At 69.0% G+C, this 12,252-nt stretch carries 11 protein-coding genes; 8 read left to right on the top strand and 3 right to left on the bottom strand.

All coding sequences use genetic code 11. From position 1 onward, the window contains the following. Positions 1-71: 71 nt before the first annotated feature. From MOQ72_RS07520 to MOQ72_RS07510, 3 genes are all read left to right on the top strand, one after another. Complete coding sequence (locus MOQ72_RS07520) at positions 72-1,070, top strand: TIGR03842 family LLM class F420-dependent oxidoreductase (RefSeq protein WP_242181405.1); 999 nt, start codon at positions 72-74, stop codon at positions 1,068-1,070. Between the two features lie 200 nt (positions 1,071-1,270). Next, on the top strand, positions 1,271-2,611 hold the full coding sequence (locus MOQ72_RS07515) for a uracil-xanthine permease family protein (RefSeq protein WP_242181404.1): 1,341 nt from the start codon (positions 1,271-1,273) through the stop codon (positions 2,609-2,611). 68 nt (positions 2,612-2,679) lie between these two features. Then, the gene (locus MOQ72_RS07510) at positions 2,680-3,060 is read left to right on the top strand and encodes a VOC family protein (protein ID WP_242181403.1); all 381 of its coding nucleotides are present in this window, start codon (positions 2,680-2,682) and stop codon (positions 3,058-3,060) included. 40 nt (positions 3,061-3,100) lie between these two features. On the opposite strand, the gene MOQ72_RS07505 is transcribed toward MOQ72_RS07510, so the two are convergent. Next, complete coding sequence (locus MOQ72_RS07505) at positions 3,101-3,757, bottom strand: TetR/AcrR family transcriptional regulator (protein WP_242181402.1); 657 nt, start codon at positions 3,755-3,757, stop codon at positions 3,101-3,103. A gap of 141 nt (positions 3,758-3,898) precedes the next feature. Between MOQ72_RS07505 and MOQ72_RS07500 the strand changes: the two genes are divergently transcribed. Together MOQ72_RS07500 and MOQ72_RS07495 are read left to right on the top strand one after the other, a co-directional pair. Beyond that, positions 3,899-5,107 carry a cytochrome P450 gene (locus MOQ72_RS07500; protein WP_242181401.1) on the top strand — a complete coding sequence of 403 codons (1,209 nt, stop codon included), beginning with the start codon at positions 3,899-3,901 and terminating at the stop codon, positions 5,105-5,107. A gap of 11 nt (positions 5,108-5,118) precedes the next feature. Continuing rightward, positions 5,119-5,319, top strand: coding sequence for a ferredoxin (locus MOQ72_RS07495; protein WP_242181400.1), 201 nt, complete (start codon positions 5,119-5,121; stop codon positions 5,317-5,319). A gap of 241 nt (positions 5,320-5,560) precedes the next feature. Here MOQ72_RS07495 and MOQ72_RS07490 read toward each other — a convergent pair whose 3' ends face one another. After that, positions 5,561-6,631: an FAD-dependent oxidoreductase gene (locus tag MOQ72_RS07490; RefSeq protein WP_372495314.1), complete on the bottom strand. Its 1,071-nt coding sequence runs from the start codon at positions 6,629-6,631 to the stop codon at positions 5,561-5,563. Positions 6,632-6,878: 247 nt separating this feature from the next. On the opposite strand from MOQ72_RS07490, the gene MOQ72_RS07485 reads away from it, so the two are divergent. Then, positions 6,879-7,028 (top strand): hypothetical protein, encoded by a 150-nt coding sequence (locus tag MOQ72_RS07485; protein WP_242181399.1) that lies wholly within the window; start codon positions 6,879-6,881, stop codon positions 7,026-7,028. A 410-nt stretch (positions 7,029-7,438) separates the two neighbouring features. After that, complete coding sequence (locus MOQ72_RS07480; RefSeq protein ID WP_242181508.1) at positions 7,439-7,996, top strand: class I SAM-dependent methyltransferase; 558 nt, start codon at positions 7,439-7,441, stop codon at positions 7,994-7,996. 81 nt (positions 7,997-8,077) lie between these two features. On the opposite strand, the gene acnA is transcribed toward MOQ72_RS07480, so the two are convergent. Further along, on the bottom strand, positions 8,078-10,897 hold the full coding sequence (acnA, locus tag MOQ72_RS07475; RefSeq protein WP_242181398.1) for an aconitate hydratase AcnA: 2,820 nt from the start codon (positions 10,895-10,897) through the stop codon (positions 8,078-8,080). A 249-nt stretch (positions 10,898-11,146) separates the two neighbouring features. Here acnA and MOQ72_RS07470 point away from each other — a divergent pair, with 249 nt between their 5' ends. Further along, a complete protein-coding gene (locus MOQ72_RS07470; RefSeq protein WP_242181397.1) occupies positions 11,147-12,079 on the top strand; it encodes an EamA family transporter in 933 nt (310 codons plus the stop codon). The last annotated feature ends 173 nt before the right edge of the window (positions 12,080-12,252 follow it).

Here is a 12,252-nt window from a genome sequence, read left to right as displayed (position 1 = left end):
CTCGTCGGGGCATTCGGGACCGAGCGGGCTACGCGAATCAACCGACTTCTTGAGGAGAACGGAGGTCCACGATGGACTTCGGGCTGGTACTGCAGACCGATCCACCGGCCTGGTCGGTGGTGGACCGGATGCGCCGAGCCGAGCAGTTGGGCTTCAGCCACGGCTGGACCTTCGACTCCTGCGTGCTGTGGCAGGAGCCGTTCGTCATCCACAGCCAGATCCTGGCCCGCACCGAGCGGCTGATCGTCGGCCCGATGGTGACCAACCCGACCACCCGCGACTGGACGGTCACCGCCTCGACCTTCGCCACCCTCAACGACATGTTCGGACCGCGCACGGTGTGCGGCATCGGTCGCGGCGACTCGGCGGTGCGGGTGACCGGCGGCCGACCGGCCACGCTCGCCACGCTCGAACAGGCCATGCACGTGATCAGGGAACTCGCCGAGGGCCGGGAGGTGCAGCGGCACGGGACAGCGGTGCGGCTGCCGTGGGTCCGTGGTGGTCGGCTGCCGGTCTGGATGGGCGCCTACGGACCCAAGGCGTTGGAACTCGTCGGTCGGCAGGCCGACGGCTTCATCCTGCAACTCGCGGATCCGTACCTGACGCGGTGGATGGTCGACCACGTCCGGCAGGCCGCCGTGGATGCTGGCCGCGACCCGGCGTCGATCACGGTGTGCGTGGCGGCTCCGGCTTACGTCGGGGCCGACCTCGACCACGCCCGCGAGCAGTGCCGCTGGTTCGGCGGTATGGTCGGCAACCACGTCGCCGATCTCGTGGCGCGCTACGGCGAGGCGGCCGAGGCGGTGCCCGCCGCGCTCACCGACTACATCAAGGGCCGGGAGGGCTACGACTACTCGCACCACGGCCGCGCCGACAACCCCAGCACGGAATTCGTGCCAGACGAGATCGTGGACCGCTTCTGCGTGCTCGGCCCGGCCGAGGCGCATGTGGCCAAGCTGCGCGAACTCCGCGAAGCCGGGGTCGACCAGTTCGCGGTCTACGCCATGCACGACGCGCTGGACTCCACAGTGGACGCCTACGGCGCGACCGTCATCCCCGCCCTGCGGTGATCTTCGAGGTGAAGGGCACCTCCTACCAAGTAAGCGGGTAAGAGGTGCCCTTCACTGCTCACCCGATAGGTGGTGCGTGGTCAACTTCTCGTGAAATGTGGCTTGGCGGGGCTGTGCGGCGCCGTCACGCGGGATTCGCTTTGTAGAGTTCCGCGAAACGCGGCAGTCCCGCGCGGCGGGGCGCAGGAGGAAGGGGCGCCATGCGGCGGGGACTCGCGGCGAAGCTCGGCATCGGCTGGACGTTGCACGGGGACGGCAGCACCCCGCGACCCGGCGAGGCGGTGGCCCCGGACGAACGGCTGTCCTGGGGCCGCACCGCGGGGCTCGGTGCGCAGCACGTGGTGGCCATGTTCGGTGCCACCTTCGTCTTCCCGGTGCTGATGGGGCTGGACCCGAACCTGGCCATCATGGTCTCCGGCGCGGCGACGATCCTGTTCCTGCTGATCGTGCAGGGCAAAATTCCCAGCTACCTGGGCAGCAGCGCATCCTTCGTAGGTGCGGTGACGGTGATCCGGGCTGGCGGTGGGGACACCTCGACGGTCACCGGCGCGATCCTGGTGTGCGCCGTGGTGCTGGCCGCCGTCGGGTTGATCATCCACTTCGTCGGCGCGCAGGTGGTGCACCGCCTGTTACCGCCCGCGGTCTCCGGTGCGGTGGTGATGCTGATCGGCTTTAACCTCGCCCCGGTGGTCGCGGAAACGTACTGGCCGCAGGACCAGTGGATCGCGCTGATCACGATGCTCGTGGTGCTCGGTTGCACCGTGCTGCTGCGCGGTTTCTTCGCCCGCATCGCGGTGTTCCTCGGGCTGGTCGTCGGTTACGGCTTGTCGTGGCTGTTCGACCGGGGCTTCGGACCGATCACCGCGCCGGACGCCGACGGGGTTGTCAGCACGCACTTCCGGCTCGACCTCAGCGGCGTCGCGGACGCGAGTTGGTTCGGCATGCCGGACCTGCTGGCGCCGTCGTTCGACGCGGCGGCGGTGATCGTGGTGCTGCCCGCGGTGATCGCGCTGATCGCGGAGAACACCGGGCACGTCAAGGCCGTCGAGGAGATGACCCGCACGAAGCTGGACGACGGCCTCGGCCGGGCGATCTTCGCCGACGGCTTCGCCAGCGCCCTCTCCAGCGCCGTCGGTGGCCCGCCGACCACCACCTACGCGGAGAACATCGGCGTCATGGCCGCCACCCGCGTGTACTCCACGGCGGCGTACTGTGTGGCCGCGATCGTGGCGATCCTGTTCGGACTGTGCCCGAAGTTCGGGGCGGTGATCGCGGCGACGCCGGGCGGCGTGCTCGGCGGCATCACCGTCGTCCTCTACGGCATGATCGGCCTGCTGGGCGCGAAGATCTGGGTGGCGAACCGGGTCGACTTCGGCGATCCGATCAACCTGCTGCCGCTGGCCGCCGGGCTGGTGGTCGGAATCGGCGGCGTGTCGCTGGATATCACCCCGCGGTTCAGCCTCAGCGGCATCGCGCTGGGCACCCTGGTGGCGCTGCTGGGCTACCACCTGCTGCGGGTGCTGGTGGCGAAGCGGCGCTGATCGTCAGTGCGGGTGCGGCGGGCAGGGCTTACGTTCGCAGGCGAGGGGTTGGCGTCGAGGAGGCCGCCATGCTGCGTCCCGTGCACTTCGAGATCCACGCCACCGACGTGGATCGCGCCCGCGAGTTCTACTCCACCGTGTTCGGGTGGCACTTCCAGCAGTGGGAGGACAATCCCTACTGGCTGGTCTTCACCGGCGACGGGCCGGGCATCGACGGCGGTCTGCTGCCCCGCAAGGGTTCGGACCCCACCGACGAAACGCCGATCGCGGCATTCGCCACGACCGTCGAGGTGGCCGACGTCGAGGCGATGCTGTCGATCGTGGAGTCGGCGGGCGGCCGGGTGGCGATGCCGAAGACGGCGTTGACCGGCATGGGCTGGGTGGCCTACTGCCGCGACACCGAGGGCAACATCTTCGGCATGTTCGAAGCCGATGACATGGCGCGCTGAGCGGGCTCGAAACGGCCGCACCCACTGGTTGCCGGGGTGCTCAGTTCTCCACGACGCGGTGCACGGTCGCCAGGTCGTCGTTGGTGACCGGCCGGCCCGGCAGTGGTGTTCCGGGCTTGGCCTGCAGGCCGTCGAGCATCAGCGTCAGGTACCGGGCCGGGGCGTCGCGGCGGACGTCCTCCGGGACGATGTGCACGCCTTGCAGCACGATGGACAGGATCACCCCGATGTCACCGCTGCTGACGTCCGGCCGGATCGAACCGTTGCGCTGCGCGGCGCGCACCAGTCCGTCCAGGACCTCCAGCAGTTCGTCGCGGGTCTGCGCGACGGCCGGGTCCGCGGCCAGGATCGCCCTGGCCCGTTGGGACAGCATGGAAAACCGGACCACGGTGCGCAGATCCGCCGCGCGCAGCAGGAAGCTGGTCAGCGCCCGCCACGGGTCGGGCTCGCGCTCGCCGATCGTGCGGGCTTCGTCGAGCACCCGCTCGAACGCGTCCCGGCCGATGGCGGTGATCAGCGAGTCGCGATCCGGGAAGCGCCGGTAGAGCGTGCCGATCCCGACCCCGGCGGCGCGGGCGATCTCCTCCATCGGAACTTCGGTACCGCGCTCGGTGAAGACGGTGCGCGCTGCCGAGATGATCCGGTCGCGGTTGCGGCGGGCGTCGGCCCGCAGTCTTGGCGTGGCGTCGGTCGTCATGGTCCTCGCTCGTCGAGGGTGGGGCTGGGTTGGGCGGATTGTCGCATGTTCCGGAACGACTATAGGTGGACGAAATCCTTCCGGTTCGATATAACCGGAAGGGATTCATCCAGTTGTTCGCTCGGTGATCAGGGAGTCACGATGTCCGACGCAGGCGTCGACGCAACAGCCGCCTATCCCAAGGTCCGAACCTGCCCGTTCGAGCCCGCACCGGAATACACCCAGTTGCGAGCGGAGGCGCCGATCACCAAGGTGCCGATGCTCGGCGGCGGCACGGCCTGGCTGGTCACCCGCCACGAAGACGTCCGCCGGGTGCTCGGCGATCCGCGGATGAGCTCCGACCGGCGCCACCCCGGCTTCCCCAAGTTCACGCCGAACCAGCAGGCCGTCAGCAACTTCACCCCGTCGTTGATCGGGATGGACGGCACCGAGCACGCCACGGCCCGCCGCGCCGTGCTCGGCGAGTTCACCGTGCGGCGGATCGAGGAGCTGCGGCCGCGGGTCCAGCAGATCGTCGATGAGTGCATCGACGCGATGCTCGCCGAGTCCGGCCCGGCCGACCTGGTGCGCGCGCTGTCCCTGCCGGTGCCGTCGCTGGTGATCTGCGAACTGCTCGGCGTGCCGTACGCCGACCACGACTTCTTCCAGCAGCGGACCAGCTTGGTGGTGCGCAGGTCGACCACGGCCGAGCAGCGGATGGCGGCGGTCGAGGACATCCGGACCTATCTGGACGAGCTGGTGTCGAACAAGGAGCGCGAGGTCACCGACGACCTGATCGGTCGGCAGATCAGCAAGCAGCGCGAATCCGGCGAGGTCGACCACGAGGCGCTGGTCAGCCTGGCGTTCCTGCTGCTGATCGCGGGGCACGAGACGACCGCGAACATGATCTCGCTGGGCACCCTGGCGCTGCTGGAGAACCCCGAGCAGTTGGCGGAGATCGTCGCCGACCCGGCGAAGACCTTGCCAGCGGTCGAGGAGTTGCTGCGCTACTTCACCATCGTCGAGGCCGCGACCTCGCGCACCGCGGTGGAGGACGTCGAGATCGGCGGTGTGCTGATCAAGGCGGGCGAGGGCGTGGTGGCGCTGGGCACTGCGGCCAACCGCGACCCCGAGGCGTTCGACCGGCCCGACGACCTCGACATCAACCGCAACGCCCGGCGCCACGTGGCCTTCGGCTTCGGCCCGCACCAGTGCCTGGGGCAGAACCTGGCGCGGATGGAGCTGCAAACCGTCTTCGACACGTTGTTCCGGCGGATGCCCGAACTGCGGTTGGCGGTCGAGGTCGACGACCTACCGTTCAAATCCGACGCCAACGTCTACGGAATCTACGAAATGCCCGTGACCTGGTGAGAGGAGTGACGATGCGAATCATGGCCGATCTGGACCGCTGCGTCGGAGCGGGCCAGTGCGTGCTCACCGAGCCAGCGCTGTTCGACCAGAACGAGGACGACGGTCGGGTGGTGGTGCTGGTGACCGAAGTGGACGGAAGAGCCGCCGAGGCGGCTCAGGAAGCGGTGCAGGTGTGCCCCTCGGGTGCGCTTTCGCTGGTCGCCGATCAGTGAACCGTAACGCGCGGTAGCCGCTGGAGGGTGCGGACGGCCTGCTCATCCGGTGTCGTGGTACAAGCCACGCTCTACGGCGAGCGCATCGGCGGTTTCTACCTGCGCCCGATAGCCGACCAGACGTGGGGTTCGGCTGGATATAGAAGCGGCGCCACCTCCCCCTCTCCTGGAGATGGCGCCGCTTGGCGCGGTTGAGCCGCCAAGCGCAGCTTGGCCGGTGCCACTGGTGGCCCACAGGGCATTAGGTCCCTGGACAGGTCCCCTTAAGGCTGCGTTCAGGTTCCCGCAGCAGTGCGTGGATCTCGTGGACAGCGGCGCGACCAGCACGATTGGCGCCGATGGTGCTGGCGGATGGCCCGTATCCGACGAGGTGCAGGCGGGGTTCGGCGACCGCCCGGGTACCCGCCACGCGGATACCCCCACCCGGTTCGCGCAGGTGCAGCGGCGCCAGGTGGGCGAGCGCCGGTCGGAACCCGGTGGCCCACAGGATCACGTCGGCCCGCTGGGTGCGTCCGTCGGCCCATTCGACGCCGTCGGCGGTGATCCGCTCGAACATCGGCAGCCGGGTCAGCACGCCCCGCTCCCATGCCGCGCGCACCGCGCCGGTGTTCGGCAGTCCGGTCGCGCTGACGACGCTGCCGGGCGGCAGACCGGCGCGAACCCGGCGCTCCACCTCGGCGACCGCCGCGCGCCCGTCCACCGGGGTATCGGTGAACGGAGGTGGCCGCCGGGTCACCCAGGTGGTCCCGGCGACTTCAGAGATCTCCAAGAGGTGTTCCACCGCCGAGATGCCACCGCCGACCACGATCACGTGCTGCCCCCGGAACTCCGCGGGCCCGCGGTAGTCGGCGGTGTGCAGTTGGCGACCGGTGAAGCGCCGTTGGCCGGGGTAGTGCGGCCAGAACGGATTCTCCCAAGTGCCGGTGGCGTTGATGACCGCCCGCGCCGCCCAGGTTCCGGCCGAGCTCTCGACCAGCAGTCGTGCGCCACCATCGCGGACCGCGTGCACCTTCACCGGCCGCAGCACCGGGAGTCGCATCTCGGACTCGTACCGCTCGAAGTACTCCGAAACGACCTCGGCGGCCGGACGAGCACCATCGGTCTCCCGCAACGGGCTATCCGGCAGGTCATGAATGCCGTGCACGCCACCCAACCGCAACGACGGCCAGCGATGCCGCCAAGCGCCGCCCGGTCCGTCACTCCGGTCCAGCACCACGTGGTCGACGCCGGTCCGCCGCAGGTGGTAAGAGCTGGTCAACCCGGCCTGACCGGCTCCGATCACCACCACATCGCTGTGCCGCACATCCAGCAGAACAGCCGCCGAGCCGGATTCTTCCCACCGCAGCAGTGGTCTGTGCCACTTTTCGAGCTTTTCCGGATAGGCCGGGCGAGTGCGACGCAAGACACCAGCCGGGCGCCTTTAATGTCGCCGAAACAATACCCTACGATTGTTGTCGTAAGCAGTGGTTCCCCAAACCTTCTTCCGTTCGCCTTGCCCTTTGCGTGGGCCTGCCTCGCGCGCGCGGAAGACGGGGAGGTTCGCAGAAGGGAGGCAAGAAGTGACAACGGTGTGGGTGGCCCTGGCGGCTGAGGCGGTTGTGCTGCTGGCGGTGGCGGGAGCGTTGACGAAGTGGGCGCAGCGGCGGCAGCCGGGCACCCCGGACCAGGTGATCGAGCCGATCGGCCCGGCGGCCGAGCGCATCGCCTGAGCGAGGACACGCGCGAACGGGCTTGTTGCCCTGCCGGGAACAAGCCCGTGGACCCCGAACCGGTTTTTCCGCGACGCATTCGATCGTCGGCCCGCCGGTTTTCGTTATCCAATTCTCGGGGCTTTCCCGATTAGTTGCGTCACACCGATTCGGCCCTTTGCTGACTCGGTTATTCCCGAAAGAGAGCAGTGCCGGTCGGCGGTGTGCTGATCGGCACCTGCCGCATGGGTTCGTCGCTGCGCGGGGCTGGACCGATAGGGTGAGCCGAACAACGGCCGAACCACCGATCGGGAAGGGCATCCGTGACTCCAGCCGAACAGTCCCGTGGTCCACAGCCAGGCGTTCCGGTGCTGCCCCGGTCGAGCAGCGGATCGGTGCTGGCCAACTACCGGACGTTCATCGAGCGCGCGGTGCGCAAGCCGAACCTGGTCGGCGCGGTCGCGCCCAGCTCGCCGAACCTGGCCCGCGAAATGGCCGCCGTGGTGCCCACCTCCGGCCGTCCGGTGGTGGTGGAACTCGGGCCTGGCACCGGGGCGCTCAGCGGCGCGATCTCCGAGCGGCTGCCCGCTGGTGGTCGGCAGGTGGCGATCGAGCTGGATTCCGGCATGGTCGAGTACCTGCGCGCCGAACTGCCGTGGCTGGAAGTCATCCAGGGCGATGCGGCGCGACTCGGGGAACTGCTGGGCGAGGCCGGTATCGACCGGGTGGACGCGGTGATCAGCGGCCTGCCGTGGTCGATCTTCCCGGCCAAGTTGCAGCAGGCCATCCTGCAACAGGTCGGCGCGGTGCTGGCACCGGGCGGCGCGTTCACCACGTTCGCCTACGTGCACGCGCTCGGCATGTCCGGCGCCCGGCAGTTCCGCCGCCGCCTGGACCTGGCCTTCGACGAGGTGCTCACCTCGCGCACGGTCTGGCGCAACGTCCCCCCGGCCCGGATCTACGTCTGCCGCCGCCCTCTCCAAGACTGACCGCGTTCCGCGAAGAGAACGGGCCGGTGCGCTTGTGGCGCACCGGCCCGTTCGTTGGCTACCTGCCGGTTCGGCAGGAGATCAGGAGCGGATCATCTTGCGCAGCACGTACTGCAGGATGCCGCCGTCGCGGTAGTAGTCCGCCTCACCGGGGGTGTCGATGCGGACCGTGGCGTCGAACTCCACAGTGGACCCATCGGACTTGGTCGCGGTCACCTTCACCGTCTGCGGCGTCTCACCGTCGTTGAGCTTGGTGATGCCCGCGAAGTCGAAGGTCTCGGTGCCGTCCAGGCCCAGCGAACCGGCCGAGGAACCCGCCGGGAACTGCAACGGGATGACGCCCATGCCGATCAGGTTCGAGCGGTGGATGCGCTCGAAGGACTCGGCGATGACGGCGCGCACCCCGAGCAGCCGGGTGCCCTTGGCCGCCCAGTCCCGCGAGGAACCGGAGCCGTACTCCTTGCCGCCGAGCACCACCAGCGGGATGTCCTGGGCGGCGTAGTTCTGCGCGGCGTCGTAGATGAACGCCTGCGGCCCGCCGTCCTGGGTGAAGTCGCGGGTGTAGCCGCCCTGCACGTCGTCCAACAGCAGGTTGCGCAGCCGGATGTTGGCGAACGTGCCCCGGATCATCACCTCGTGGTTGCCCCGGCGGGAACCGTAGGAGTTGAAGTCCTTGCGGTCGATGCCGTGCTCGGTGAGGTACTTGCCCGCGGGCGAGTCCGGCTTGATCGCACCGGCCGGGGAGATGTGGTCGGTGGTCACCGAGTCGCCGAGCAGCGCCAGCACGCGGGCCCCGGAGATGTCGGTGACCGGCGCCGGGTCCATCGCCATGCCCTCGAAGTACGGGGGCTTGCGCACGTAGGTGGAGTTCGGGTCCCACTCGAAGGTCTCGCCCTCCGGGGTGGGCAGCGACCGCCACCGCTCGTCTCCCTTGAAGACGTCCTCGTAGCTCTTGGTGAACATCTCGTTGGTGATCGCCGAGTCGATGACGGTCTGGACTTCCTGCGGCGACGGCCAGATGTCGCGCAGGTAGACCGGCTTGCCCTCGGGGTCGGTGCCCAGCGCGTCGTTCTCGAAGTCGAAGTCCATCGAGCCCGCGAGCGCGTAGGCGATCACCAGCGGCGGCGAGGCCAGGTAGTTCATCTTGACGTCGGGGTTGATCCGGCCCTCGAAGTTCCGGTTGCCCGACAGCACCGACACCGCCGACAGGTCGTTGTCCTGCACCGCGGCGGAGATTTCCGCGGGCAGCGGACCGGAGTTGCCGATGCAGGTGGTGCAGCCGTAACCGACCAGGTGGAAGCCCAGCTTCTCCAGGTACGGCCACAGCCCGGCCTTCTCGTAGTAGTCGGTGACCACCTGAGAACCCGGCGCCATCGAGGTCTTCACCCACGGCTTGCGGGTCAGGCCCCGGTCCACGGCGTTGCGGGCCAGCAGCGCGGCGCCCAGCATCACCGACGGGTTGGAGGTGTTGGTGCAGGAGGTGATCGAGGCGATCACCACGGCACCGTGGTCCAGTTCGAACTCGCCCAGTTCATCCGAGGAGATTTTGACCGGCTTGGAGATCCGGCCCTTGGAGCCGTTGGCGGCCGAGGCGATCTGCGGCGCGGACTCGCGGTGGGTGACCGATGGGGAGTCGCTGGCCGGGAAGGACTCCTCGATGGCCTCGTCCAGCGCCGCGTCGTCGGCGGTCTCCGCGACCTTGGCGTAGTCGGTCAGCGCGGTGCGGAACGACTGCTTGGCCTCGGCCAGCACGATGCGGTCCTGCGGGCGCTTCGGACCGGCGATCGACGGGACCACAGTGGACAGGTCCAGTTCGAGGTACTCGGAGTACTCCGGCTCGTGGGCCGGATCGTGCCAGAGTCCTTGTTCCTTCGCGTAGGTCTCGACGAGGGCGACCTGCTCGGCGGAGCGACCGGTGAGCTTGAGGTAGCGGATGGTCTCCTCGTCGATCGGGAAGATCGCGCAGGTGGAGCCGAACTCCGGGCTCATGTTGCCGATGGTGGCGCGGTTGGCCAGCGGCACCGAAGCCACGCCCGAGCCGTAGAACTCCACGAACTTGCCGACGACGCCGTGCTTGCGCAGCATCTCGGTGATCGTCAGGACCACGTCGGTGGCGGTGGCACCGGCCGGGATCTCGCCGGTGAGCTTGAAGCCGACCACTCGCGGGATGAGCATCGACACCGGTTGGCCGAGCATCGCGGCCTCGGCCTCGATGCCGCCGACGCCCCAGCCCAGCACGCCCAGGCCGTTGACCATCGTGGTGTGCGAGTCGGTGCCCACGCAGCTGTCCGGGTACGCCTGGCCGCCACGGGCCATGACGGTGCGGGCCAGGTGCTCGATGTTGACCTGGTGCACGATGCCGGTGCCCGGCGGGACGACCTTGAACTCGTCGAAGGCGCCCTGCCCCCAGCGCAGGAACTGGTAGCGCTCCTTGTTGCGGCCGTACTCGAATTCGACGTTGCGCTCGAAGGCGTCCGGCTTGCCGAACACGTCGATGATCACCGAGTGGTCGATGACCAGCTCGGCCGGTGCCAGCGGGTTGACCTTGGCGGTGTCGCCACCGAGTTCGGCCACCGCCTCGCGCATGGTGGCCAGGTCGACCACGCACGGCACACCGGTGAAGTCCTGCATGATCACCCGCGCCGGGGTGAACTGGATCTCGGTGGACGGCTCGGCCTTGGCGTCCCAGTCGGCCAGGGCCCGCACGTGCTCGGCGGTGATGTTCGCGCCGTCCTCGGTGCGCAGCAGGTTTTCCAGGAGGATCTTGAGGCTGTAGGGCAGCCGCTGCGCGCCGTCGACCGCGCTGAGCCGGAACACCTCGTAAGAGGCGTCACCGACGTTCAGCGTGCCGCGGGCGCCGAAGCTGTCCTTGCTCGCAGGTGCAGTCACGTTCAACTCCATCTCGCGACGGACGCAAGTTCGGGAACGATTGCGAGTCTCGCGCACGTCAGCGGGGCGTGCGCGGGGACCCGCGCTCTTCACCGCTAACAGTACGCTTGTCCTGTATTTACCCTCAACTGAGGGTTGGCAAACTCTCGATCGGCTGTGCCACCTCGTGCAAAACGGCGGAATTTCCGGCATCCCAGGGATTGGGACGGTGGTACCGAAACCCGCTTCTGGGGCGGCGGGGTGGCGTGTTTCGATTAGCGGGTGCGCAACCTGACCAACAACGCCAAGTCGGCCGGGGTGGCGTTCGCGATCGTTTCCGCGTTCTGCTTCGGCGGTTCCGGACCGTTCGCGAAGCCGCTGATCACCGCGGGGTTCACCCCGTTGCAGGTGGCCTGGCTGCGGTTGGCCGGGGGCGCGCTGCTGATGTTGCCATTCGTCTTCCGGCACGCGCCAGCCGTGCGCCGGGTGCCGAAGCTGCTCGCCGGGTACGGGTTGTTCGCCATCGCCGGGGTGCAGGTGTGCTACTTCGCCGCGATCGCCACCGTGCCGGTCGGGGTGGCGCTGCTGATCGAATTCCTCGGCCCGGTGCTGGTGCTGGGCTGGATCCGATTCGTCCGCCGCCAGCCGGTGGCCCGCTCGGCGGCCATCGGCGTGGTGATCGCGGTCGTCGGCCTGGCCTGCGTGGTGGAGCTGTGGGCGGGGCTGAGCTTCGATCCGATCGGACTGCTGCTCGCGCTGGGCGCGGCGGGCTGCCAGGCCACCTACTTCCTGCTCTCCGACAGCGGACCGGAGGTCAATCCGTTCGCCCTGGCGGGCTTCGGGCTGCTGCTCGGCGCCGCGGTGGTCACGCTGCTCGCGCAGCCGTGGCAGCTGGATTGGACGCTGCTGGTCGGCCAGGTCGAGTTGGCCGGGCAGCAGTGGCCCGCGCTGGTGGCGGTCGCCTGGATCGTCGTGCTCAGCACCGTGCTGGCCTACCTGACCGGGATCGTCGCGGTGCGCAAGCTGTCGCCGCAGGTCGCCGGTGCGGTCGCGTTCCTGGAGCCGGTGGTGGCCACGGTGCTCGCCTGGTTGCTGCTCGCCGAGGAACTCGGGCCGATGCAGTTGCTCGGCGGGGCGCTGATCCTCGCCGGTGCCTACGTCGCGCAGCGCGCGGCACCGGAGCGCACGCAAGCATCGGAGCTGGCAGGGGTATAGATCGGGTTCGGGGACTCTTCTCGTGTGCGGGCGAGCGTCAGGCCACGCGCAGGGCGGACCTGACCAGGTGGACCACCAGGGTCTCCACCAGGGCGACGGCCACGGCGGCCAGGACAGTGCTGAGGAACTGGGGCATCTCGGGGTCTTTCTGCGAGTGGCTTCGGGTACGCCCT

Source organism: Saccharopolyspora soli, assembly GCF_022678645.1.
GTDB classification, from domain to species: domain Bacteria; phylum Actinomycetota; class Actinomycetes; order Mycobacteriales; family Pseudonocardiaceae; genus Saccharopolyspora; species Saccharopolyspora soli.
Note: the sequence above shows the minus strand (reverse complement) of the source record. Positions and strands in the feature narration are given on the sequence as shown.